Below are 24,611 nucleotides of genomic sequence, written 5' to 3' on the forward strand. Positions count from 1 at the left end.
AAGGACCTCCGTTACGCAAATAAGGATTTTACCCAGCCAACAGCTTTTCCGACTCCATCCCGGATTCCACGGGTAATCGCTCCTCCGGCTAGCTTATCAGCGTACTTCACGAGTTTGCTCAACCCCCACAAAACCGCACCGGTGACAACAAGCACACCGCCTACCGCCTGCCCACCTGGTATGACGGCAGCAATGACCCCTCCATCCATCAGCACACTGCCGAAATTACCGACGCCATCCACGAATTTTTCATTTTGTGTCGCTTCATTCTGGCTCGGATCAAACGCCATGCCAAAGCTGCCGATCGTATCCATGATGTCAAACGGAAGGCTGATCGCTGCTACGCCCACATTTAAGCCTTTTACGATCCCCGGCATTCTGACGCCGGATGGATTTGCCGAATTCGTCAGCTGACCGCCTTGGAAAATATCTCGAAAACTGTTATTCGGCAATTGTGCCAACACAAATTGATAGTTGGCCCACGCATTCATCCCGTCGAGTGAATCGACACCTAAGCCTGTTACTGTGTTTACATACGGCGTATTCTTGAAGGCAAGATCAAGGCCTTTTATCGCCAGATCTCCCAAGAACAAGCCTTTGCCACGAAGTCCCGCTGCCATGTCTACTTCGCCATTCATAAGCAAATCAGCGCTATATGCCAGCGTTCCGCCCATGACGTCCTTGAACGTCCATTTAACTGCACCGTATTCAAGCGTCTCCGTCATCGGCTTCGAGCTATCTGGATCGACGCCAGGCTGCTGAGAAGCAGGCATTTGTACATTTGGTGCAGGTGCGGTTGCATTTGGCGCTTGCGGGTTCGAGTGATTGATGCTTGGCCCCTGCAAATCAGGTGCCTGTGGATTTATCCGATCCCAATTTGGTGCTTGCGGATTCGTCCGATCCCAGCTCGGCGCCTGCGGGTTCAGCTTTTCCCAATCAGGAGCCTGTGGGTTTATTTGTTCCCACTGCGGCGCTTGTGGGTTGAGCTGCTCCCATTGTGGCGACTCCAGATTTGGCTGATCCCACTTCGGGGCCTCGTATTGTAACCCTTGATACTGAATGGAAGCTGCCAGGCCCACCAGCGGAAACAGATTCATCATAAGAATCAGAAAAGCGAAAGTCGCCGCTGCCATTGGGCCTCTTACCCATTTTCTCACTTTACAAACCTCCTTTTGGAGATTTCGTCTCTAGTTCGTTTTCGTATGTTGAGCAAACTTCTGGTTGATCGCATCCACGGCTTCCTTATAGGACTTCTCGTTCAAGGTATCCAGGAATTGCTCCAGTTCATCTGCCTTTTTCTGTGCGATTTCCAGCTGCTCATCGTTCAACTTCCGCAGATGATCAGCGAATTCATCTGAAATGATGTTGTTTGCATCCATAGTCATGATCGCAGATGTGAGATCATGATTTTCCCGTTTGGCGATACGGCTCCATTTCAAAGCAAAGTGACTAATGTCGATCGATCGAGAACTACGAGTGGATACGGCTTGATGGGATGCATTGGCTTTCCACTCTTTCCACTTGTTCGCGATTTCTTTCCCACGATTGAATTCTTCCTGTAGCTCCTTCTGATCTTGAATCAGAACATAGCGGCCTCCCGCTGCCTTTGCGACTTCTTTCAACTGCTGCTGTCCCGGACCGTCTACACCAAATCCAATCACGTTAATAATCGGCGTAATCTCGGATTGGGCCAACTGTTTGGCAGCTTCGACAGGGTCACCATCACATGTTTCGATTCCGTCACTGACGAGGAAGATCATATTGGTGTTCTTATCTCCAGGCAATTTGCTTAAATCCTTTTTCGCTTCCTGCAAAGAGTAGCCAATCGGAGTGTATCCGGTAGGTTGGAACTGATTCAAAGATTGCTGCAATTTTTCTTTGTTGTAAGGCTGCATTCCGTATACCAGTTCACTGCTACTGCAAGATAGTGCTTTATCCGACTCTTTCCCGCTGCCCTTGTGCCCGTATACGCGCAGAGCGACATTCGCCTGTTTCGGCAAAGATTCAGCAAAGGCTTGAATCGCTTCTTTGGCAGCATCCATCCTCGTCTTGCCATTCGATTTTGCCGCCATGCTGCCACTCGCATCCAAGATAATTTCAACATTGTAGCTTTCCTTAAACTTGAACCGCGGATCATCGATGTCCGGATTCCCAAATGAGGCCATTTTCAGTTCATCCATGATCTGTTGCGGATCGGGGTAGCTCTGGGCAAACAGCCCCAACAAGGCAAGGTAGTATTGGTTAATCATTTCTTCGTCTGGGTTTTCAACAGTAGGAAACTTTTTAAGTTCAGGCAATACTTCTTCCCTGTTGTTGTCATACGAAACCCCAGAAAAACGTCCTGGTGGGGAATTGACGAAGTCCTCTGTCGTTTCCCGCTTTAGCGGCATTCCTTCCTGTGCCATCGCCTCCAACGCTTTTACTTTTTCTTCTCGCGTCAGTTGGGCATTTGTTTCCCCTGTTTGGTCTGGCGGCTGGCTTTGCGTAGGCGGTGTTTCCGTGCCTGGTGGAACAGAAGGATTTTGACCCTCTGTGTTCTGGGGAGTCTCCGGTTGATTGTCCGCCTCTTGCGAACACGCCGTTAACAGGCTCAACAGGAGGATCACTGCAATTATTCCCTTCACGAGTCTCATCAAAGTGCTACCTCCTGCTTGATTTCGACTTACTATGTATGAAGCCTCGTATGATTCAGGTGGTGAAGAAACATCCCTTCACCACCTCTTTTCCATATGCTCATCACCAAAAAAGCATTCAATTGTTGATTAATTTCCGTCTAATTTTTTGATGATATTGCTAAGCGTATCCCCAATCGATTCGCCAACAAGTGCCGGGTTACCATTAAAGTAAGTAATCACCGCTCCAAACACAGCGATCACCACACCCGCCAATGCGATCCACTCAATTGCTTGCGCTCCTTTTTCATTTCCCAGAGCTCCTTGACCTTTTGCATACCATTTCAGCATCATGCTTTTCATAAAAAATCTACTCCCTTCATTATTTGGATGATGAATAAATAAAGAACTGTGCACTCCCATCTCGCTGACGGGCATCACCTCCTAAAAGTGAAGCCATGGATTATGGCATGATGTCAGAGAACAAACTGAAGTTCTCCAAAATATTCAATACCATCAAACCACCAATCAGGATAATCGCTGTAGGAGTCACGACAAACGTGGTGATCAGGGTTACTTTTGGCGATGCCTTGGCCGCCTTTTCCTTAATCAGCTCTTTGCGGATTCTCCGCATGTTTTCCGCCTGTGCCTTGAACGTGACGGCAATCGGCACCCCTAGGCGCATCCCCTGAATGAGCGCTTTGATCAGCATTTGAAACTCCGGATTGTCGTTGCGTCGCAGCAATTGTTCATACGCCTTTTCCCTCTGCACACCGAGATCCAGCTCTTGATTGAATCGAGAAAACTCTTCCCGAATCGGCCCATCAAAAAACTTGATGACTTCACGCAAAGCCTGATCGAGACTCACCCCCGCCTGAAGCGTCACGCTTACGGTGTCGAGAAATTCTGGCAGGTCGTAGCGAAGCTGATGTTGACGATCGCGCGCTGTTTTCTTCAACAGAAGAATGGGTAAAAAGTAGCCGATCAACGGCCAGGCGATCAAGCCTAGATGCGATAAGGGAAAGCGGAGAATGAAAAACAGCGTTCCAGCAATAATGCCGAGCAGAGCCATGAAAATTTTGACCCCTTGGAATTGGGCGACGGTCAAATCTAGCGGCCGTCCAGCTTTCAGCAACCAATCCTCGACCTCATGCGACTCACTGAAAAAGTTGATGCGCTGCCCCATGACAGCATAGTCGTCTCCATACCGTAGCAATCGCTTGACCAGACGCTCGGATGAGGTCTCCTGCTTGCGCACACCGTAGTTTTTGTGCCCGCTCATTTCATGGACATGTGCGAGCAGCTTTTGCTTCTCGACGGAGTAGCGATACCACTCCTTCAGACAGATCGCAAACAGCAATAGAAACAAGAACACGCATGTAATTATGAGAGCATCCATGTTTTCACACCTTTATGTTGGTCACTTTCTTGACGAGGATATAGGACAGGAGAGTTCCGATTACAAACAACCCCAGAAGAAAAAGACCAAATCCGGAAAACAACGGATCAATGAAGCCTTTGTTCATCATGTTCATCATCAGCACCAGGGCGATTGGCATGATCGGCACCAAGATCGAGACGTACCGCTGTTCCGCCGTCATCGTCTTGATTTCCTGATTCACGATGCGGCGATCCTCCAATGTCTCCGCCATTTCTTGCAGCACCTGGCTCAGATTCCCCCCTGCCCGCCGTTGAATCAGCAGGGTAGCCGTAAAGATACGGAATTCTCGCGTCGGTATTCGTTTTTCCATGTCAGAGAGCGCCCGGTCAAAGCTGACGCCTAGCTGCAGCTCACGCGCCATACGGCTAAATTCATCACCCGCGGGATAGTTCATCTCCTTGGCTACCAGTGAGATCCCCTGCGAAAGCGTAAGACCTGCGCGCAGCGAGTTTGCCAAAAGGCGGCACACTTCAGACAGTTGTTCATTCAATCGCTCCTGGTACTTGTTGCGTCGGACAAAGAACAGCACGTTCTGTATGAGATACATCACCACTGCACCGATAATGATGTTAAAAGGAAAAGAAATATTCACAACGTTACTGAGCAAGAAGGCGAGCCCCATGGTACCTACGATCAAAATTCCGTAAAACTCCGAGGGAGCAAGCGGGAAGTTCGCTTTGATCAGCTTTTTTTGGATTTCTTTGGCATAGGGCGTCTGGTCAAATTTATCTCCCCAAACGATGACGACGCTTTTTCGTTTTCCCTTCACCTCGAACCATTCTTCCGCTTTCTTTTTCCATTCGGTCTTCTTGGCCCGATAGCCGAGATACTCGTAGATGCCCCAGATGCCAAACAACACCGCGAGACTAAACAGAATAGGCATGGTCACGCTGCTTCCCTCCTTCCACCCTGAATATGGATTCATCCAGATTGATTCCAAAAACTTGGAGCCTCTCCAAGCACCGCGGGATGACCCCGGTTGCCGTAAAGTAGCCAAGGACTTCCCCTTTCGCGCCGATCCCCTGCCGCTGAAAGCGAAAAATCTCGTTGACCTCCACCCGTTTGTCTTCCGTTTTCGCTACTTCCGAAATCGAAACGATTTTACGTGTTCCGTCTGAAAGACGTGTGACCTGGACGATGATATCTAACGCACTGACGATATATTCACGGACAATCGTGGAGGGCAAATCCATCCCGGCCATGACGACCATCCCTTCCAAACGGTTGAAGGCATCCTGTGGTGAGTTGGCGTGGACAGTGGTAAGTGATCCTTCATGCCCAGTATTCATGGCCTGAAGCATGTCGAATGCCTCTGCACCCCGTACCTCCCCGACGATGATGCGGTCTGGCCTCATCCGTAGGGAGTTTCGCACGAGCTGACGGATTGTGACTTCCCCTGTTCCCTCCATATTGGGCGGACGTGCCTCCATACCAATACAGTTGGGGTGAGTCAGCTTCAACTCGGCCGAATCCTCAATGGTTATGACACGTTCATAGTGCGGAATGGCTTTTGCTGTCGCATTGAGCAATGTCGTCTTTCCGCTACCAGTCCCCCCAGAGATGAGCGTGTTCATTTTGGCTTCCACCACGGCTTGAATGAACTGAGACATCGCTTCACTGAATGAACCAAACTGCATCAGATCATCCATCAAGAAAGGCTCTTTGCGAAATTTACGGATCGAAACGAGTGTGCCATTGAGACTGATCGGAGGGATGACCGCATTCACGCGGCTTCCATCCTTCAGACGGGCGTCGACCATCGGCGAGCTTTCATCGATTCGTCGACCAAGCGGTGCCACAATCCGGTCCACGATATGCCGCAAATGTTCCTCGTCACGAAATTTTAAATCGGTTAATTCCAGCCTTCCTCGTTTCTCGACGTACACCAGGTTGTGTCCGTTAATCGAGATCTCCGTGATTTCCGGATCGGCGAGCAGCGGTTCTAGTGGACCAAGCCCCACCGATTCATTGATCAAACGAGTCAGCAGGATATCCTTTTCATTTCGCGGAATGACTACTTTTTCTTCCGACATGTATTGGGAGACGAGCCGTTCGATTGCGAGGCGCATCTCATCTGAACGAAGGCTGGTCAGTCTCTCCAGATTGGTCTCCCGCAAGAGTCGGGTCTTGTAATGCTCAGCCAACTCGTCGATGTACGGATTGAAGGAAGGAGCTGCTAATGTGGCAGCGAGTGTCGTCTGTTTTGCCTCATCCCCTGGCGCTGTCTGCTCTTGCTTTCGTCGGAATAAAGCCATCTAACTCCCACCTTTTTGAACTTGCTCTTTATGACAGTTTTTTGAGTACCCATTTTCGGATGTCTTTCGCAGCAGGAGAGAGCTTCTTCTCATTCGCTTCCTTTTGCAACGGTCGGCCTTGATTGACAGCCGCTTGCACGCCTTGATGATCTCTGCTGATTTCAGCAGTAATCGGTGCAGTGAATAATCCTTTCAAATCAGACACATTCAGCTCGTTATCCCTTCCTACCTGGTTGACGACCACTTCGAGCCTGCCTGCGGTATCAATGCGCAGACGTCGGAACAAGTCTTCCACGAGTCGGTAAATTTGAACGGACGGTGTGTCCAGATTCATCACGTAATAAATCATGTCCGACTCTGACAAAGCGGCAAAGGTAAGCTCGTTCATATGCGTTGGCAGGTCGATAATCACAAAGTCATAACTGCGGCGGCTAGCACGGATCAACCTGGTGACAAATGCCTCGGACATATTCTCCGCCGTCTCAGCATCACGCGGACTGACCAGCACCTCCAGCTTGGAATGGTCCTCCCGCTGGGCCACATTGCGAATATGAAATTCGTTGATTTCATCCATAACTGGCATGAGATCGCCTAATGTACGGTTGTTGTCAAATGACAAGAAGGTTTCGATTCCACCGTATTGGAGATTGAGATCGATGAGCAGCACACTGGCCGTAGATTCCAGCTTCAATGCTTGCGCAAAGCCCGTTGCCAGCTGCGTTCGTCCGCTTCCCCCTTTTCCACTGTAAAAGGAGTACACCTTTCCCCGACCTCGCACGAAAGCTTTGCCGGATGCATCCGTGCCCTTTTTTCTCTGTTTGATCTGGGATAAATCTGATATTTTGTCGAGACGATCAGACAATAGGTTGAGCTCATCGGGCATCACGATGTATTCCACCGCACCCGCACGGACAACATCTCGCAGCAGGACAAAATCCTGTTTTTCTGTGAGATAAATGAGGATGCCCTCCGGAAGCTCTCCTTGTATGTACTGCACCAGCTCTACTCCTGCTCCGTCTTCCGGCTGCACAAGCAAAACGACATCGGGTCCAATCCGGTCAATTTCTTTTTTCACTTCGCTGGAGGTCGTGTAGCGTACTTGCTCATACGGAGTCAAAATGTCCCTCAGCATGTCTTTTACAGAGTCGTAATCAGCAACGACGAGAATCTTCATATCTTTGTTCATGACTTACCCTCCGGTTTTCGGTGGTTGATTAGTTGGCTGCAGTGGTACCGAAGTTGGTTTCGTTGGAGGCTGGGCCGGAACTGTCGGTGGTGTTTGTACGGCTGGCTGCCCTGCTGCCGGTGGTGTGACAGGCGGTGTCGCAGGTTTCGCTTCAGCTGGTTTGCCAGGCGGTTTTGTCTGTTCCGGCTTGGGTTCCACAAACGGATCGGGTATACCCAAGTCCCCTTTGCCCACATTCGCTTTCAAAATGCGAACCATCTGAGCATAATGCTGCTGGTGAATGAATTTCGGAGCTTCCTCGAACGGCAGCTCGAGAGCTACCCCCTTGAAGCTGTTCTCCGATTTGGCCACCATGGCGACTGGCACGTCTTTCATGAACACTTCCGTCACGGGCTTCCCGTTCTCCTCATGCGAAATGATGACGTCCACCCGGTCTAGCGCCTCCAGCTCCTGGTCGAAGACGACATTGCTCGATGAAAACACCGTTACGAGCCTGTTGTTTTGGTCCCGTACAACATTGGCTGGCTTCATGATGTTTTTCGTGATGATGTCTCCCTTTGACAAGGGAACGATCGTGACTTGATTTTTCAAACTAGCTTTATCGATGACGTACGAATCATCCGCGTACTTTTTGGGGATTTCCCTTACCGTCAATTGATCGGGTTGTATCAGTGCCCGAGATGGAATATCTGCATTTGCTTCGTATATTTCCACCATTTCGCCCAGTTGCGCATTCAAATCCTTGATTTTTTGCAGAAACAGAAAGCCCGCAAGTGCAGCAAGTAGGAACGATAATACAAGGAAAATGATTGCCCTACGTTTTGATTCCAACATCAGAAGATTCCCTCTCTTTTTCGAAAAATCCATTCATGTTCAAACTTTGTCGTTTTATTGGCAAGATTGCGAATCGATCAACTCATGAGAAAAGCACTAGGAGTACATGATCATGACCAGCATGAGACTGGTCCCACCCGCAACAAATGGAGCCAACGGGATCTCTCGCCCGAGCTTCATCCTGCCTGTCATTTTGGCGATGGCCCACATGGGAAGCACGCTGACTCCCGCAAGCAAATACGTAAGCATGAGCACGACCAACCCCGCTTGCCATCCAACCGCTGCGCCGACCAAAGCGAGCAGCTTAATATCTCCTCCGCCCATCTGACCGTTGCTGATCACCGCCATCAGTAATGAAATTCCTCCCAGCACAATTACTCCCATCGCATAAGTCAGCCATTTCTCTGGATGAAGGTATGCATGCAGAACGAGAAAATATGCAATTCCGGGAAGCGTCAGCCAGTCGTAAATGAGACGGCGGCGTAGGTCGGTATACATAGCGACTGCCATTACGAAAAGAATGGGAATGATGACATACCAAGATAACACCATATGTCCTCCTTCCTGCTTTTTGAGGAAAATTTCACCATTACAGACTGTGTATGAGGGAAATTTGTTGCAAAAATATCCAATTTTTTTGTGTGTTTTTTGGAAAAGCGCTTTCATTGTCTCGGAGATTACATCCGTTGTCGTTTCATGAGGCAAACATTTTTTTGTGCTATTCTAGTAAAAAATACGGCGACGAAAGGGGAGAATACCGAACCGTGCAGGAGTATCTCGAACTGACTGAACTACTTGCAGAGATTGAACGTCATCCGATTAGTCTGTTGTTTATAAAAACGGCAAACTGCGGTGTTTGCGATGTCACCTACGCAAGAACAGTAGAACGGCTGAAACAATTTCCACAAGTGAAAAGCATGGTGGTATCCATGGAAAAAATACCTACCCTTTCCGGGGAGTATCTCGTATTTACTGCTCCAGCGATCCTCTTGTTTGTGGACGGAAAAGAAGTGTTTCGGCAAGCCCGGTTTGTATCATTTGAAGAGCTGGAGCGTGTTCTGACCTCTATCACTTGCTAAAAAATTCACATTTCCTTCCACCGTAAAGATTTGGATAACCTCTCTTTTGATGATAGAGTAGAGAGTATGGATAAATCAGACTCGTAAGACAATCTGTTGCATTTTATCGTTTTTTGAAGGAGAGACAGTGGATGAGAGCCTTATTGGTAGACGACGAGCAACTACCCTTGATGCATCTGCAACGATTGCTAGAAAAAGATGTTGGCGGCGTTAAGGTAGTCGGAGCCTACACCAATCCTCTCGAAGCGATCGACCAAGCAATATCCCTTCAACCAGATGTCGTATTTTTAGATATTAATATGCCACGCATCAGTGGACTGGAGATCGGAGAACGTCTGCAAGGAATCGATAACTCTCCGGAGATCGTATTTGTCACGGGGTATGATAAGTACGCCGTTGATGCTTTTGAGCTGTGCGCGCTGGATTACATCATGAAGCCCGTACAACTTCAACGCTTGCAAAAGACAATGGATCGACTGCGTGAGAGAATCAAGTCCGCGCAAGAAGCCGAGCCTGTTAAAGAAGAATCAGTCGTTTCTATCCAATGCTTCAATAGTATTTTGTTTCACCAGTCGAATCAGGAGCCGCAAGAGATCAAGTGGCGCACGAATAAAGCCCGCGAGCTGTTTGCGTATTTGTTGCATCACCGTAATAAGATGATCGACAAAGATTCGCTGATCGAGCTTTTGTGGCCGGACTATGATGGAAGCAAAGGCGTAACCCAGCTATATACGACGATTTACCTCATCCGGCAAACCTTGAAACGCTATGGTCTCCAAACGATATCGATCAACAAAGGCAATTTAGAAGGCGGCTATAAGCTGACGATCGATTCAGCTGCGATCGATGTGGAAGAATGGGAGAATCGTCTCAAACAGTTACCGCCCCTCTCTCTTGCCAATATGCAAGCGTATGAGCAAGTACTTGCGACGTATACAGGTGATTATTTCGGAGACTACGACTATTTGTGGGCAGAGTACGAGCGAGAAAGACTCCGCAGGATGTGGCTGCAGCTCGCCAAAACAATGAGCAGCTTCTATTTGGGACACGGCAGAGTCCAGGAAGCGATCAACGTCAACCAACGCATTCAGCATTTGCACCTGCTTGAAGAAGACAGCTACATGATCTTGATGCAGTTGTACGCTTCCTTGGATAATCAAGCGGCTGTAGAAGAGCAGTATCAACTCTTGACCTCTCGATGGGAGATTGAACTCGGCTCTACTGTAAACGAACATATCACCAAGTGGTATCACATATGGAAACAGGAGACAGAACAAAAGTAATGATACTCTCTCACTAGATCTAGGGGGCACTCATGAAGATCCGAAGTGGTCTATACAGCGTACTTCTCGCTGCTTTTTGCATTCTACCTTCCTCTGCCGCCGCCTCCAGTTATGGAACGGCGACTTATTCGCCAAAGCAATCCCAAGACGTACTACAAAACCCTTATATGGGACTGGCTCCCGATTCACGGACGAGTAATCATGAGCAAGAACACACCCTCGTCTATGCCAATCTAACCTGGAGGATGCTCGAGCCAACCAAAGGGGATTATGCTTTTGATGAGGTCGAAGATACGATCCGGCTTGAAGAATGGACAAAAAAAGACGTCAAGTTCATCCTCCGCATCGTTATGGATCTTCCTGATAAAAAATCGGACATGGAGATACCGGATTGGCTATACAACGAGATCGGCGGGGACAATGACCATTTTGATGATGGCGAGTGGTATCGAAACGACTATGGCAAAGGCTACAGTCCCAACTACAGTAATCCATTGATCATCAAGTACCACAAGGAATTGATTGACGCTCTGGGAGAGCGCTACAAGGATGATCCTCGTATTGCTTTCATACAGCTGGGAAGCGTCGGTCACTGGGGAGAATGGCACACCGACACGTCTATTCCTTTCCCTGCAACAGAAATCACGGATCAGTACGTACAACCGTATCTAGATAACTTCCCTGATCCCATGCTGCTGATGCGCAGACCGCACCCAATTGCCAAGGAGTACAAACTGGGGCTGTTTAACGACATGTTCGGCAATAAAGAAGATACAAACAGCTACCTGTCCTGGATACAGAAGGGCTACGTCTCCTGGCTGACCAAAGAAAAAATGCCTGCCATGCCCGACTTTTGGAAGTATGCGCCAAGCGGTGGAGAATTCTCTCCATCAGACTCATTGACTAGCTACTTTACTCGCTCCTCGATTAACCAGGTAATCTCACAAGCCAAAGCTTCGCATATTAGCTGGCTTGGCCCAAATACACCCGTACGTTTCGAAAAAGACGGCGATCAACAAGAATATTTGGACCGCTTTTTAAACACGATTGGCTACCGCTTCTCCATCACCAAAGAGACACATGCCAAAGCAGTCGAGCCCGGAGACAGCCTTGCTGTGACGATGGATTGGCAAAACCGCGGTGTTGCTCCATTTTACTTTCCGTGGATTCTCGAGCTGTCACTCGCGGATGAAGACGGTGAGATCGTAACCAAGACCAACACGGACGAAGACATCCGCAAATGGCTTCCCGGCAAGAAAACCGTCAAGCAAAGCTTGGAAATTCCAGATAATCTTCCTGAAGGAACATACACTCTCTGTGTAGCAATCCTCGATCCCCATACAGAAGAGCCGGGCATTCAATTTGCCATGGAAGGCAAACGCTCGGACGGAAGATATACGTTGGGTACGGTCCAAGTACGAGACTGATCCATCAAAAAAATCCCTTCCTGACCACCCGTATAGGAGTCAGAAAGGGATTTTTTCTTCTAATCATTATGGTGCATAATCGCCATCGTAGCTTACCAATGATACGTTCTTCACACCTTCTACCTCTGAAATATCTTGAACAAATGCCGTATTATCTCCTTTGATTTTGACTTCCACGATCAATTCCACCATCTCTTTGTGTACGGTCTTTGACTTCAAGGCGTATTTCAGTTTGTTCAACTGGTATTTAACCCCGTCATTGGCTTGATCGTGATAGTTGATAATGAGCAGATAGGCAACATCTTTCATTTGCCGCTTGGATAATACGACAATGACAGCCGCCACCACCAGTGATCCCAAGACGGAAACTGGGTACACACCCGCTCCCGTCGCAATACCGACCGAGATCGACCAAAACATGAAAACAATATCCAACGGGTCTTTGATAGCAGTACGGAACCGCACGATGCTCAACGCGCCGACCATCCCGAGAGAGAGCACGATATTGGTACTAATCGTCATGATAATCAGGCAAGTAAGCATCGCCATTGCCACCAGCGTGATGTTAAAAGTATGTGTATAGACGACACCGCGAAACGTCTTTTTGTAAATATAGTAGATGAACAAACCTAGCAATCCCGATAGCACTAGCCCTATGATGGTATCAATGATCGAGATGCTGGCGAATTGATCCATTTTTAAGACACTTTTTTTGATGATATCTTGAAAATTAATCGTATTGGTAGTATCCATAGTTTCTCGACTTCTCCTCACACTAAAGATTATAGTATTTTTTGGTCTCCTCTCTACAAATGACATATTTGGAGATAGCCGATCGCTGATTACCCAGGTTTTGTAGCAAATGTCTAATATTGAACGGCAGGAATTGATCGTACTTCACTTCCATGATCATCATGGGCTGATGAATAGCTCTGACCATCATGATGTTTTCGTCAAAAATATCGAGTGAATTGACGTTTGCCTTCAAATACTTGTCAAACGTAATTCTGACATTCCCTTCTCTCACCAAATACGCCTCTCGAACATAATCCGTAATGACGCGAGGCCGAAACAGATGATTTTTGCACGATAAATAAAAATCTCGAAGCACAGCACTTTCTGTCTCTCGCAGAAACTCAACATCGCCTGCCAAAATCAGTTCATACTCATCTCGTGTGATCGACGCTGATTCTTTGCAAATGTATCCACCGAACTTGCTCTTTCGCTCCATTTTGATGACTGCATCACTTTTGTTGTAGATGCGAATGCGATACTTTTTTCTTTGAAAAACCCCGTAGTTTTTTTCATAGAGAGCCGTGTCGTGAAAGTCGTCAAAGTACAGGCTACGAATATGATACCCTTCCTCACTTACAGAATAAGGGTCAGGAGTCGCGATCAGACGCAATCTCTGCCGCAGCGGCTCGTAATTACTCAGCCGAAGATAATACTTCAACTCATGCCGCAATCGCTTGTTGCCGAGCTGGATGCCCGTGCTCTGTATTCCTTTCATTTCAATACGAACTCCTTCACCCCATGATAAAGCGCATCCTCGGACTCTACCCTGTCAAATGCCGTCTGTGTGTTCCCTTTGCTGTCCCGAACAATCACACGCCAGAAAAAGCGGCCTTTACCCGGATCGTTTATCGTGTATTGGACTCCTGTCAGCCCCTTGGCCTGCGCGTGTATCTTCGTAAACGCAGGATCGTAACTGACGGTAAAGTCGTAGGTCAGATCGTCACCTTGCAGGTCATAGGAATGGTCCCAGGCAAAAATGAGCTTATCTCCTTCTTTTCTTGGCTCCCCCATAAAAAAGGGCATCGGATTCTCTTGGCGTTCATAGTACCTCTTTTTGTTACGCTCCGGTTCACCAGATAGAAGTGCTTGCTCATTGTGAAAATAGGAGACATCCAACGGTAAGTTATATAAATCAGGTTGTTGCAGCACATATTTACTCACAATCGGATAATAGCTCTTCAAGTATTTTTCCGTTTGCTCCTTCGTAATGATCTTGCTGATTTCCTCAACCTTTTCGTTAAGCGTTTTGATGTTTTCGGGATCTTTAAAGATGCGGCGATGCAAATTCGACACCCAGTAGTCGGAAATGCCAAACTGCCATTGTCCAAGCCCTTTTTCCGGGCTTCGCTTGAGCTCTTCTTCAAAAAATCCCCACGATGCGTCATAGTCCCACGGTAGGAAATACCACTTGTTGGAGTTGCTAGGGCTGTACAAGTAAAAATTATGAACAGCCGTGTCGTGATTCCCCATCAACAGGTTGGATGCCAGCCATGTATAGTAGTTCTCCCGATCAAAATGCCTGTCCAAAAAGTCTTGCGTATTGATCGCAGGATTGTGAAGATCGTCCAGCATCGAAATGAGCTTTTCATGGTTCTCACTGCCTTTGATCTCCAAAATTTTCTCAAAGGCTTTCTTATCGTAGGTAGGGTCTGTTGCCAGCTTAAGTTGTTCCTCGTAACGGTGGAACTCGAAATCAATTGCCTTGTACAAATTTCCGTTTCGGTCCAATCCGTGCGCCTGCAAAAATGTTTTGTTTGGCTGTTCAATTTGAGTGAACAAACCGTAATCAACAAAGTCTCGGTCCGGATTTTTTTTGGTCAAATCCTTGATTTTTACCTGAACGAACTGCGTCCGTAAACTGGTCATATTTGGCATTTGCTCGAAATAATCAAAGCTAAGCTTTTGTCGAACACGCGTCATGTCAGACTTGTGCTTACTTAAGTTGATGTTGCGCTGATCCCGCCAGTATCCGGCGCTGTCGAACAAACGGATTTTGTACGATTTTTGTTCTGCTCTTCTGCTCGATTCCCCCCGCAGCTCAACCGTTCCGTTCGCTCTCGACTCGCCAAAACCAAAGTACCCCTGGGTTGGCCCCTCCGCCGTCCCTTCCTGCATAATGACTTTGGCCTGGAGATCTTCTCCCTTTTCATTCCGTCCACTAGGAGCTAGATTGAGTTCCGTAAAGGTGGTCGTTTTCAGTTTCGAATTTTCTTCGTTGACTACCGTCACATATAAATGGACAATGCTCCCATCAACATCCTGATCGTATACGCTTCTATTTTCAATCAGATCCTCGTTCATCTGCTGAGTTGACGCCACCTGATTCGTTGCTGGCGAGTTGTCTGACACTGGCTGTTCAGGCGCATCTTGTGTACAACCAGTCGATACAACTCCTAATGCAACGAGCAGGCTCAGTACGAATCGTTTTTTCTTCAACCTATGTCCTCCCCAATCTATACATCCCCGTCTATTCCATTCGTTTTCCTTTGACAAAGAGCGGCTGTAGGCAGTAGGTGTAATAATCGATATTTTTCAAGTAATAGATCAGCCTGCCGAGACCGGCTACCAGTGCAAGAAACGAAGCAATAAAAAATGAAAAACCGTAGTTATGAAGGGGCAACATCGCTATAGTGATGACAACGGTACTGGCGAGAAATAAGGTTGTCACCGCAAACGCTCCCTTCCGATCGTCAAAATAGAGCAACATCAGCACGATCACAAACATAACAGCGTACAAATATCCCGCGATGACCAAGATGTTGTACCGCTCCATTTGATCGGACGTAAAACCGATGTGCGGAAGTAGCGTAATGCCTAGAGCCAGTGCAACGAAGGAAAAGAACAGCTGCACCTCCATCATGAAGCTGAGCTCCTGCATCAACGTTTGAATCATGTCCGTTTTCGCCCGCTTGATATCCTGCACCGAGCCTGTACCCAATATCGTTCCGTAATACGCTCGATACTTCTCGTAAAAAGCAGTCTCCACAGATACCACAAACATGACCATGGTAGGCAATATGCTCAAGGAAGCGTAGAACGCTGGCACGTCGTAAAAAGGCGCAATCACGTAAGTATCCGCCACGATCTCCTGCAGCGGACTCCCCAGCCAGTAAATAAAATGGTGCACATAAAAACCGAGAGAACAAAAGAGACCCACACCAAGCAGACTTGGGTACTTTTTCACGTACTTCAGGAAATCAAAATAATTCCTCTCCCGCTTTGGAAAAAAACTCTCCAGATGAAGCATAGATAGGACGATCATCGTAAAAAAGCCGAGATCCAAAGAAATCAGCATCGCGATTCCTTTTTCCAGCTCAGTCAGATTCAACAGCAGAAACGCAGCCAGAAGCGTAACGGCAACAGCAGCCAAATACCCACGAATGATGCGCATATAATCCTTTAATGCGGACAAGTAGGCAGATTGCAGCCATACGACGATCAGTTCCACAAAAAGAAGGTAGGCTACGAGCTTAAAGCCAGACGGTAGAGGCGCGAGCCAGTAAAAGGCACCCCCGAGAATTCCCCCCAAACCTAGACAAACAGCGATAACTCCATACAAAGACGCAATGATGTCGTTATACTCACGCAAGTAAATTTTGTCTGCGATATAGCGAGAAATGACCATGGAAAAGCCGCAGGTAATTAACAGAGAAAACACGAATGCATAAACGACAGCTGCTAAAAAAGACATCCTTTCCAAATAGCTGACATTCCATTGAAGAAGAATTTGCTGTAGCACCGTAATCATTACCATACAAATCAGCATCGGTCCGACTGTGACCAACGAAGAAAATGCATACGCCTTCACACTGGACAAATACCCTTTATTCCGAAACATTTTCTTCAGTTCAAAGCCAATGCCCGCCATGTTTCTTACACCTCGTATTTCCGATACATATTGCGATATCCCGCCAAGAAATTCTCATGTGTGTAAATAGCTGATACTCTCTGGAAGCCACATCTGCCCATTCGCCGTCTCATGGGCTCGTTTTGGCATAACGTAATGATCGCTTGAGCAACTTGAGTAAAATGCATGACGGGTACCGTTATCCCTGCGTTGCCATAGTTGTCACCATTGCCGTACAACAATTCCCGACAGCTTCCCACGTCCGTTGTGACGAAGGGCTTTCTGCATGCCATTCCTTCCAAAATAACGAGCGGTTGTCCTTCACTGATGCTGGTCAAAACAAGCATGTCCATTTTTCCGAGATACTCTTTCACATTGACCGCACCCGTAAACGTAACATCCTCCAGCTGCAGGCTTTCGACCAATTGCAGGCATTCTGTGTAGTACTCCTCGTCTTCATCCGTCGGACCCATGATGACAAAGCGTGCGTGTGACACTTGTTCTTTGACGAGCCCGAAGCTGTGCAGCATTGTTTTAATATCCTTGATGGGTACCACGCGGACGACAGCGCCAATCGTTATTGCATCGTTCTTTTTTTCCTCCACGATGTCTACATAATCGCTCACTTTTACACCGTTTGGGATCACTGATACTTTGGAAGGATCACAGCCTAGCTCAATCTGAATTTCCTTGTTTCGCTCAAACAACGTGATTACCTCATCCGCGTAAGAGTAGGCACATGCAGAAAGGTTATGAAAATAATCGATCCAAATATCTTTAAAGTGACCCTTAATCCAGTTTGCCTTGATAATTTCTTCTTCCCGCTCGCGGGTGTAGATTCCGTGCTCCGTCAGCAAAAACGGCTTTTCATGCAGATACTTCCCGAGACTCCCTGCAACACCGCCATATCCCGTACAAACACTGTGATACAAATCCGCTTGCGGCATGCCGTTTTGAATGACCAGACATAGTGGCAACACCATCGAGCGAATCATCCAGATCATTTCGGTAAAGGGAATTTGCGGGTATTTTTGCTCGCAAAGCCGCTGGATTACCTCGAAAAAGTCCTTGCTTGTAAGCAACTCGGCTACGGATGGCACCTTACTCCCCGACAACACGGAAAAAAGAGCATGCCAGTCGCCCTTACTGCCATCAAGCAACGAAAGCACCGCTTGCTGTTCATCCTCAGTTAGCCCCAGACGCTTGCCCAGTGCAGCATCTTCTTTGAGATAGGCATCCAGAAATACCTCTTTGATTTCCACCACATTCGCGGGGAGCTGGTAGACGTATTTCCCCCTATTTTTCTCTTCTGCACCAATCGCATAAATGATAAACTCATGCTCTGGCATGCTAGCGATTAAGGAATGAATCCAACTAGAGACACCCCCTGTAATAAAAGGATAAGATCCTTCGGCAATCAGACAAATTTTCATCGCTTACTCTTCCAGTCCTATTTCAAATTTTGCACCCGTTGCATGTACGAGATAGGCGCCTTCCTCTATTTTTTCTACCGTGCAATTTACTAAGCTCGTCATTTTTTTATTTGTCCGCAAGATGTAATACATTTCGTCGGAGAAGTTGTTCATGTATCCTGTCATTTTTTTATCCGTATGCGCTATATACACATCCGTCTGCAAATAGCTCTCAAGGCTTGCTGCAGCTTCGGAAGCAGTCTGGCTGCGCAGCCATGGATAGTGCTGGTAAAGCTCTTCCATCATACGTTGAAAGTCTTTTACCAATTCCGGCCACGACTTGTTATTGCTTCGTTCCTTGTCCAACACATCGTCTGGATGAACAAAATGGGAAAAGACACCGATGGAGGTGATCGCATTCGCTATGTACCAATCGTGAATGTCTGTGCGACTGTATCCCGAGGTAATACGAGGCAGCTCTACGATGCCATCTTCGGCCACGGAAAACTCCTGGATGTATTCGTGCGTGCTGTCTGATTCCGCATATAAGGAGGCAATGACTCTCAGATCAGGGAAGGACGTTTTCAGCGCTCGACGCCCTTCGGCTCCCAACACGTTGGAAGGCGGGACATACACCTGTACCTCATATGACGAGAAGACCTTCTTGATATAATCGTTCAGGTACGAAAGTGACTCGGCCATACTTGCTTCATCAGGCCAAGCCTTATACTCGTAATGGCTCGCTGTCACTTGATCAGTAACCAGCGATTGATGATTATATCCGTGGATGCCCAATTCGCCACCCAATTTCACCAAATCCCTGCCGTACGTAATCAGATTGTTCGAATCTGTTCCTTCCTCATCGGCGAAGGGGGCGGTAACACGGTTATTGTAGGTTTTGATAATCGCTCCCGTGTAGGTCACATCGTAATCAGCAGCAAGCTTGATCATGTCGGGCCACCACACATCCCGAAAGAAGCTGGGAATATCTTTGCGGTACTCGCGGTAAATACTCGGCTCGATTCCCTGGCGAAAGGGAGCAGGAAAGTCGTCAATATACGTGATTTTCATATTGAAAATGGGGTACATGAAATCTTGATTCAGTAAACTGATGCCACCAGCAATCAGTCCTCTGTTCATGGCAGATTGCATATTTGTCCCGTTATAGACCAGGAACTTTCCCTGTCCATGCTGAGCCTCCCATAGCAGTGGCATATTGTCGGCAGAAACAGCATGTACCTTCGCTTGCCTATCCAGCTCTACGGGAATCGAGGAATTAACAATGGACTCTCCCCCGATTTTTGCATTTTCTCCTTGGATCAAGAGATTGGATCTCATCTGAATGCCTTTTGTCACGATGGGGAGATCGATGGAATTGATCCCTAGCTTTCGGTAAATGCGATATAAACTGTCATTGTATTCAGGCGTACGAGAAAGGAACACATTTCCCCCATTGTGCGCATATTGCATCATCGCATCCAGATCGGCTAGCAAGCCCAGATTTTCTACAGTGACAATGACCGTCATGTATTGGGGATCGGGCTTCGAAAATTGCTTAATGTCTGCGAGATCGTACTCCTTTTTCATGTACCGTAGCACTTGCTCTACATTCCTCGCGATTGCCATACTGCTCTCATCCTTGGAATCATGCAGAATGAGGAACCGCTCCCTTGCAAGCTTGGCGATTTCCTCCTGGCTGATTGCGTTTTGCTTCGGCTCGTCAGTCTGAACTCCCGAGCCTCCCGATTTATTACTGCTCACCTGGAGGATGAACTGTGATCGGGTAGCTTCTATGGTGATCCCCAGAATCGCCACAAAGATCAGAATGAGGTAGATGTTTTTTTTCACAGGAATGTCGTTGGACCTCGACTGGCTCCATTCTCGATCCATTTCCCTGTCTCTTTTCTTTCTCCTGTTCCTTGTCATTCTCATTTTGTATCGCTCATCTCTTTCGAATTCGTACCTGTTTCCTGTGCAGCAGCGACTTCCTTCCAAGCACTGTCTTGCTCATCAGCTTCTAGGGTGTTCCAGTAGCGAATCATCATCAGCGTAGCGTGAGAGATTTTAACCGCCGAGCCTTTTAATCGATTCATTTCTGCCGCAAACCCTGCATGGTCTCTGATCGTAAAAAATCGCTTTAGCGACATGACATATGGCTGTTCGCTTTCTGGATGATACTCATGAAACAATTGACAGTACTGTGCGGCTTTTTCATAGGACTGGTTCACTAGCTCACAATTGATCTTGTCCACAAAATAGCTTTCTTCTTCCTGATAGATGTCCAATAAAGACTCCAGCACAAAGGAATACGTATAGCTGTATTTCACATAGGTTCGTTGATCAATGAGTGGACTGTCCAAGTACTTCTTCAATACGTCTGCGTAGGCGCGCAAAACCTCAAGATTCTGCTTGTTTTCCTCGTATTTCACCGATAAATCCTGCAGCTGAAGCTGAAGGTTGCGTCGCATTTCCGTTAAAGCGGCGGCTGCGTAGTGAACCGTTTCCGAATCTTCGTTTTGCAGGGCTGTCTCCAATGTGCCGATCTGCCAAATGGTCTGCTCTTTCAGGACATCGATCAGCATCTTTCGCCGCGTGCTGGTATCATTCAAAAACAGAATGTCCTCAACTGGAACGATGTTCATTTCCTTTTCCATGTCCGTTCTTCGAAAAATATTCGATCCCTCCGAGAGCTTCAGCAAATCGCTCTCCAGCATTAACTCATTCACATTCTTTTTCGATGTGCGCTTGTACACATCGGTAATTGCTAATAATAAAAGACCGAAAATGGGAAGAAAGCCAGCGACTAGCATTCGCACGATCAGCATTTGCTTATTACGGCCGTGGCTTTGCATCAAACTGTAACAAACAGTCACCAATACATGGAGGAAGACAAACTTAAGCATAGGCGCCATCCCTCAGGGAGAAGCGATCCTGGTCTTTTTCCTGTACAATTCTCGCTGCAATGCCGAGTCTACCAAGCCGATCAATCACGATATTGGCTTCTTGCTCGTTTGAATTGGAGAGAATGATATAGATGTCTCCTGCTTCGTCCATTCCCATATAATCCGCTTCGCGCAGAGAGCTGGCGATAAAGGAAGAGAGCGTATGATAGTCCATTTGCGCAGCGTCCACTGCCAAGAGTGTAAAGTCAGTGTTCAACTGTTGCTTGGCGTCCCTTTTGTTCTTCAACATAGCCGAAAAATAGGCTGGAATCAGGATGGAGGTGTCTTCTAGATAGCGATCCTTTTGTGTGGAGTTTAAGAAACGAAGTGAACGCGACAACGCGGAAGAGATCAATTGAACGGCGACCTGGAAAAGGTTCTGGGTGTACATCGTAAAATTTTCGAATCCAAGTTGTTGCAGCGTTATGACCGCCACCATTTTGCCATTGTCAAAAATGGGAGCTGCCATAAGAGGCATGTCGTGACGCAGCTCTTTATTCACGATGATCTTCTTCATTATCATTAGTTCAGTAAGATAAGCATGCTCACTCATTTTCAACGAGCGTGGCAGATCAAAGCCCGCTTTATTTGATTTAGCCATCAATCGCAAGAAGGAGCCATTTTGATTCATCGTATAAATTGCGATCTCATCGGACTTCATGATTCTTTCCAGCACCTTGACCGATTTCTGCAATACGCGTTCCGGCTCGAGGCTATCCAGCTCCTTGGTGATGTTGTAGATTTTTCCGAAGCTGTCTTCCGAATTCACGATCTGCTGCTGCAATTCTTGCTTGACCATCAGGACATCGTTGTAGATGTCTTTTAAAAAGTCATACTTGTCTTCCAGCGTTTGCTTTTGCAGTTCCTTAGACAGTATGTCCCTGTTGCGTTTATCGATCGAATACCCCACAGCAATCCCGATAATAAAATAGACAGCGATATGAAACAGAGCATTGGCGTCATACAAGAGCGATACGACATCGCGCCCGTTATGCAGGCTTTCTCCGATAAAAAGTCCACAGGCCAGGATGACAGACAAGAGCGATTGCTTCGTTCCGTAAATCGCGCCTATCAACACGATGTAAATCAGCTTGAGATCAAAAACACCACTGTTAACCGTTCCAACTGTAGCGAAAACCACCACAAGAAAAGCGAGAATGTTCTCAATGTACGGCCTTGCATCCCATGAACGGAGCCAATTGATCGTTTTCTTCGCTTCGCTCTCCTGCTCTTGTTCTTTCTCTGCGAGGGTCTCTTGATACCACTGCGCCGTTTTTTCCAGCCCCTCCGGCAATGAATACATCGGGATCCAATCTAGTCTTCTCTTTGCCCGCGTATTGTCCAAAACCGACTTATCTACATCTCCTGGGCGTTTTTCCCTTCGCACTATTCCCTGGAGCTGCTGGTTCGCCCCGAGAATGTCAATAAGCTCATTAATGCTGCTTTCCTGATTGGTAGACAAATTCATCACCCCGGTATCATCCGTGGTAACGGAACGGAAAATGGCGTCAGCTACATCCTCTACATAAATAAAATCTCTCGTTTGACTGCCGTCCCCGTGCAAAACGATTTCTTTTCCATGATTGATCTGGGTTAAAAAAGTAGAGATGACGCCGCCTTCCCCGACTGCGCTTTGTCTCGGGCCATACACATTCGCCAAGCGAAAGACAACCGTTCGCAAGCCATACATTTCCGCCCATTTGCGGCAATACATTTCACCGATGTGCTTGTTTATTCCATAAACAGATACCGGATCACACACTGAATCTTCGTGTAAAGGAGTATTTTCATTCAAACCGTAAACAGCGGCTGATGACGCAAAAATAAATTTGGACACGCCATATTTACTCGATAGCCTCAGCATATTCATGAGTCCAAGAATATTCGTATTCGAATCCAGCAGGGGGTCTTCCATGGATGCAGCAACACTTACTTGGGCCGCTAAATGTACGACGACATCGAACTTGTTGCTTTTAAATACTTCATCGCATTTTTTATCCGCTACATCCAGCTCGTATGCCTTATGCGGAAATGTGACGTTCCTCTGATTGCCTGAACTGAGATTGTCGAGGATAAATACTTTATAGCCTTCCTTATTAAATCTCTCTGCGACAAAAGAACCGATGAACCCATAACCACCTGTGATCAAAACTTTCATACTAACACCTCAGCTATTCGTTTCCCCTGTCTATCTCCCTGACGAACATTTAACCCTGTTCCCAACACTTTTTGGACAGCCCATTCGATTCGCTCCAGTTGCAGTGGCTTCGCTATAAAATCCCGCGCACCTGCCTGAATCGCCTTGATGACGGTATCGTGCCTAGACACCGCTGAGCAAATAATGATCTTGGCATCCTTGTCCAACTCCATGATTTTGCGTGAAGCAGTCAAACCATTCATGCCGGGCATGGTGATATCCATTGTGACGAGTGATGGTTTATACAAGCAGTAATTTCTAACAGCCTCCTCTCCTGAATCAGCTTCAGCTATGACATGTAGTCCTAACGATTCAAATATGTTGCGCAGCACATGTCTCGTAAACGCTGTATCATCAACAATCAGAATGCTATTCATCCAAACCGCTATCTCCCATCCTATCCATCTATATCTTTTGGATCGTTTTATTATAGTAATATATTCCTGATTTCACTACCAACCAAAGTTACTGTCTTGCAAATTTCATTTTCCATAGGCACAAAGACCCCTGACATGTAGCTTTTCCTATTCTACTAGGATCATCTCAACAATTTCTGAACAAAAGTCAAAAAGACCATCAGATGTCTCCGCTCCCCTGCCATATAAAAAGAAGAACAGGGACAGATACCTATACGGCAGCTTTTCCCTGTTCTTCTTCATGTTTTTACACTATTTTTTTCGCCGAACGTTCTCTTTCTCTTTTTTCAACAAACGAATTTTTCTACGAGTCTTCCCAGTTTCCATGTACCCTAGCGAAAGCTCCGCCTTCACGCAACACCACAGCTATTCGGTTTCACCTAGTATCTGTTTCCAACAAATTTTGAACAGCCCATTCAATCCTCTCGAACTGTAAGGGCTTTGCGATAAAATCTCGTGCACCTGCCTGGATCGCTTTGATGACAGTGTCGCGTCGTGCAACTGCGGAGCAAATAATGATCTTCGCATCCTTATCCAGCTCCATGATTTTTCGGGAAGCAGCCAAACCGTTCATGCCCGGCATGGTAATATCCATCATGACGAGTGACGGTCGATACAAACAATAGTTTCTAACAGCTTCCTCCCCTGAATCAGCTTCTGCAACTACCTCAACACCTAATTGCTCAAACATGTGACGGAGCATGAGTCTCGTAAACGCTGTATCATCAACAATTAAAATGCTATTCATCCAAAATGATTTCTCCTATCTTTTATACCGCGACTTTCAAACCATCATAAAGGGTTTCCTATACGCAAAAATGACATAATCTGATCATTTTCTACATTCTACTAGGAACATCTAAACAGTTTCTGAACAAGAGAGCA

22 protein-coding genes are annotated in these 24,611 nt (G+C 47.0%); 3 read left to right on the plus strand and 19 right to left on the minus strand.

Going from position 1 to position 24,611, the window contains the following annotated elements; translation table 11 throughout:
- Positions 1-11: 11 nt before the first annotated feature.
- From HPY28_RS13650 to HPY28_RS13690, 9 genes are all read right to left on the minus strand, one after another.
- A complete protein-coding gene (locus HPY28_RS13650) occupies positions 12-1,157 on the minus strand; it encodes a hypothetical protein (RefSeq protein ID WP_173622570.1) in 1,146 nt (381 codons plus the stop codon).
- 30 nt (positions 1,158-1,187) lie between these two features.
- Entirely contained in the window at positions 1,188-2,633 is a 1,446-nt protein-coding gene (locus tag HPY28_RS13655) for a vWA domain-containing protein (protein WP_174230745.1), read from the minus strand.
- Positions 2,634-2,762: 129 nt separating this feature from the next.
- Entirely contained in the window at positions 2,763-2,975 is a 213-nt protein-coding gene (locus HPY28_RS13660) for a hypothetical protein (protein ID WP_007717266.1), read from the minus strand.
- Positions 2,976-3,075: 100 nt separating this feature from the next.
- Positions 3,076-4,011 (minus strand): type II secretion system F family protein, encoded by a 936-nt coding sequence (locus HPY28_RS13665; protein WP_017249686.1) that lies wholly within the window; start codon positions 4,009-4,011, stop codon positions 3,076-3,078.
- Between the two features lie 4 nt (positions 4,012-4,015).
- Positions 4,016-4,942, minus strand: coding sequence for a type II secretion system F family protein (locus tag HPY28_RS13670; protein WP_017249685.1), 927 nt, complete (start codon positions 4,940-4,942; stop codon positions 4,016-4,018).
- The gene (locus tag HPY28_RS13675; RefSeq protein ID WP_017249684.1) at positions 4,920-6,308 is read right to left on the minus strand and encodes a TadA family conjugal transfer-associated ATPase; all 1,389 of its coding nucleotides are present in this window, start codon (positions 6,306-6,308) and stop codon (positions 4,920-4,922) included. The genes HPY28_RS13670 and HPY28_RS13675 overlap by 23 nt, the downstream gene beginning before the upstream one ends.
- A 28-nt stretch (positions 6,309-6,336) precedes the next feature.
- The gene (locus tag HPY28_RS13680) at positions 6,337-7,494 is read right to left on the minus strand and encodes a CpaE/TadZ family protein (protein ID WP_017249683.1); all 1,158 of its coding nucleotides are present in this window, start codon (positions 7,492-7,494) and stop codon (positions 6,337-6,339) included.
- 3 nt (positions 7,495-7,497) lie between these two features.
- Positions 7,498-8,328, minus strand: a complete 831-nt coding sequence (locus HPY28_RS13685) for a CpaB family protein (protein WP_174224911.1) — start codon at positions 8,326-8,328, stop codon at positions 7,498-7,500.
- A gap of 96 nt (positions 8,329-8,424) precedes the next feature.
- Positions 8,425-8,880 (minus strand): prepilin peptidase, encoded by a 456-nt coding sequence (locus HPY28_RS13690; protein WP_017249681.1) that lies wholly within the window; start codon positions 8,878-8,880, stop codon positions 8,425-8,427.
- Between the two features lie 212 nt (positions 8,881-9,092).
- Here HPY28_RS13690 and HPY28_RS13695 point away from each other — a divergent pair, with 212 nt between their 5' ends.
- From HPY28_RS13695 to HPY28_RS13705, 3 genes are all read left to right on the plus strand, one after another.
- Positions 9,093-9,407, plus strand: a complete 315-nt coding sequence (locus HPY28_RS13695) for a thioredoxin family protein (protein ID WP_174224909.1) — start codon at positions 9,093-9,095, stop codon at positions 9,405-9,407.
- Positions 9,408-9,538: 131 nt separating this feature from the next.
- A complete protein-coding gene (locus HPY28_RS13700; RefSeq protein WP_017249679.1) occupies positions 9,539-10,690 on the plus strand; it encodes a response regulator in 1,152 nt (383 codons plus the stop codon).
- A 32-nt stretch (positions 10,691-10,722) separates the two neighbouring features.
- A complete protein-coding gene (locus HPY28_RS13705) occupies positions 10,723-12,117 on the plus strand; it encodes a DUF4832 domain-containing protein (RefSeq protein WP_174230746.1) in 1,395 nt (464 codons plus the stop codon).
- 66 nt (positions 12,118-12,183) lie between these two features.
- Here HPY28_RS13705 and HPY28_RS13710 read toward each other — a convergent pair whose 3' ends face one another.
- The 10 genes from HPY28_RS13710 to HPY28_RS13755 all read right to left on the minus strand — a co-directional run bounded on the left by HPY28_RS13710 (position 12,184) and on the right by HPY28_RS13755 (position 24,474).
- Complete coding sequence (locus tag HPY28_RS13710) at positions 12,184-12,870, minus strand: DUF4956 domain-containing protein (RefSeq protein WP_017249677.1); 687 nt, start codon at positions 12,868-12,870, stop codon at positions 12,184-12,186.
- 22 nt (positions 12,871-12,892) lie between these two features.
- Positions 12,893-13,627: a polyphosphate polymerase domain-containing protein gene (locus tag HPY28_RS13715; protein ID WP_174224907.1), complete on the minus strand. Its 735-nt coding sequence runs from the start codon at positions 13,625-13,627 to the stop codon at positions 12,893-12,895.
- A complete protein-coding gene (locus HPY28_RS13720; protein ID WP_174230747.1) occupies positions 13,624-15,348 on the minus strand; it encodes a CotH kinase family protein in 1,725 nt (574 codons plus the stop codon). The genes HPY28_RS13715 and HPY28_RS13720 overlap by 4 nt, the downstream gene beginning before the upstream one ends.
- A 31-nt stretch (positions 15,349-15,379) precedes the next feature.
- Positions 15,380-16,780, minus strand: a complete 1,401-nt coding sequence (gene pelG / locus HPY28_RS13725; protein WP_173622564.1) for an exopolysaccharide Pel transporter PelG — start codon at positions 16,778-16,780, stop codon at positions 15,380-15,382.
- A gap of 5 nt (positions 16,781-16,785) precedes the next feature.
- Positions 16,786-18,192, minus strand: a complete 1,407-nt coding sequence (gene pelF / locus HPY28_RS13730) for a GT4 family glycosyltransferase PelF (RefSeq protein ID WP_174230748.1) — start codon at positions 18,190-18,192, stop codon at positions 16,786-16,788.
- 3 nt (positions 18,193-18,195) lie between these two features.
- Positions 18,196-20,061: a DUF2194 domain-containing protein gene (locus tag HPY28_RS13735; protein ID WP_217444789.1), complete on the minus strand. Its 1,866-nt coding sequence runs from the start codon at positions 20,059-20,061 to the stop codon at positions 18,196-18,198.
- A gap of 38 nt (positions 20,062-20,099) precedes the next feature.
- A complete protein-coding gene (locus HPY28_RS13740; RefSeq protein ID WP_174230749.1) occupies positions 20,100-21,074 on the minus strand; it encodes a hypothetical protein in 975 nt (324 codons plus the stop codon).
- On the minus strand, positions 21,067-23,271 hold the full coding sequence (locus tag HPY28_RS13745) for an NAD-dependent epimerase/dehydratase family protein (RefSeq protein ID WP_174230750.1): 2,205 nt from the start codon (positions 23,269-23,271) through the stop codon (positions 21,067-21,069). The genes HPY28_RS13740 and HPY28_RS13745 overlap by 8 nt, the downstream gene beginning before the upstream one ends.
- Positions 23,268-23,687: a response regulator gene (locus HPY28_RS13750; protein WP_174230751.1), complete on the minus strand. Its 420-nt coding sequence runs from the start codon at positions 23,685-23,687 to the stop codon at positions 23,268-23,270. The genes HPY28_RS13745 and HPY28_RS13750 overlap by 4 nt, the downstream gene beginning before the upstream one ends.
- Positions 23,688-24,102: 415 nt before the next feature.
- Positions 24,103-24,474: a response regulator gene (locus HPY28_RS13755; RefSeq protein WP_017249668.1), complete on the minus strand. Its 372-nt coding sequence runs from the start codon at positions 24,472-24,474 to the stop codon at positions 24,103-24,105.
- Positions 24,475-24,611 lie beyond the last annotated feature (137 nt).

This window comes from Brevibacillus sp. HB1.2 (assembly GCF_013332495.1).
GTDB lineage: Bacteria > Bacillota > Bacilli > Brevibacillales > Brevibacillaceae > Brevibacillus > Brevibacillus porteri.

What these genes read in the sequence shown, in the direction of transcription:
- HPY28_RS13655 (WP_174230745.1), bottom strand. Translation starts at nt 2,633, where the DNA reads ATGAGACTCGTGAAGGGAATAATTGCAGTGATCCTCCTGTTGAGCCTG.
- HPY28_RS13660 (WP_007717266.1), bottom strand. Translation starts at nt 2,975, where the DNA reads ATGAAAAGCATGATGCTGAAATGGTATGCAAAAGGTCAAGGAGCTCTG.
- HPY28_RS13665 (WP_017249686.1), bottom strand. Translation starts at nt 4,011, where the DNA reads ATGGATGCTCTCATAATTACATGCGTGTTCTTGTTTCTATTGCTGTTT.
- HPY28_RS13675 (WP_017249684.1), bottom strand. Translation starts at nt 6,308, where the DNA reads ATGGCTTTATTCCGACGAAAGCAAGAGCAGACAGCGCCAGGGGATGAG.
- HPY28_RS13680 (WP_017249683.1), bottom strand. Translation starts at nt 7,494, where the DNA reads ATGAACAAAGATATGAAGATTCTCGTCGTTGCTGATTACGACTCTGTA.
- HPY28_RS13685 (WP_174224911.1), bottom strand. Translation starts at nt 8,328, where the DNA reads ATGTTGGAATCAAAACGTAGGGCAATCATTTTCCTTGTATTATCGTTC.
- HPY28_RS13690 (WP_017249681.1), bottom strand. Translation starts at nt 8,880, where the DNA reads ATGGTGTTATCTTGGTATGTCATCATTCCCATTCTTTTCGTAATGGCA.
- HPY28_RS13700 (WP_017249679.1), top strand. Translation starts at nt 9,539, where the DNA reads ATGAGAGCCTTATTGGTAGACGACGAGCAACTACCCTTGATGCATCTG.
- HPY28_RS13705 (WP_174230746.1), top strand. Translation starts at nt 10,723, where the DNA reads ATGAAGATCCGAAGTGGTCTATACAGCGTACTTCTCGCTGCTTTTTGC.
- HPY28_RS13710 (WP_017249677.1), bottom strand. Translation starts at nt 12,870, where the DNA reads ATGGATACTACCAATACGATTAATTTTCAAGATATCATCAAAAAAAGT.
- HPY28_RS13715 (WP_174224907.1), bottom strand. Translation starts at nt 13,627, where the DNA reads ATGAAAGGAATACAGAGCACGGGCATCCAGCTCGGCAACAAGCGATTG.
- pelG (WP_173622564.1), bottom strand. Translation starts at nt 16,780, where the DNA reads ATGGCGGGCATTGGCTTTGAACTGAAGAAAATGTTTCGGAATAAAGGG.
- pelF (WP_174230748.1), bottom strand. Translation starts at nt 18,192, where the DNA reads ATGAAAATTTGTCTGATTGCCGAAGGATCTTATCCTTTTATTACAGGG.
- HPY28_RS13735 (WP_217444789.1), bottom strand. Translation starts at nt 20,061, where the DNA reads ATGGATCGAGAATGGAGCCAGTCGAGGTCCAACGACATTCCTGTGAAA.
- HPY28_RS13740 (WP_174230749.1), bottom strand. Translation starts at nt 21,074, where the DNA reads ATGCTTAAGTTTGTCTTCCTCCATGTATTGGTGACTGTTTGTTACAGT.
- HPY28_RS13745 (WP_174230750.1), bottom strand. Translation starts at nt 23,271, where the DNA reads ATGAAAGTTTTGATCACAGGTGGTTATGGGTTCATCGGTTCTTTTGTC.
- HPY28_RS13750 (WP_174230751.1), bottom strand. Translation starts at nt 23,687, where the DNA reads ATGAATAGCATTCTGATTGTTGATGATACAGCGTTTACGAGACATGTG.
- HPY28_RS13755 (WP_017249668.1), bottom strand. Translation starts at nt 24,474, where the DNA reads ATGAATAGCATTTTAATTGTTGATGATACAGCGTTTACGAGACTCATG.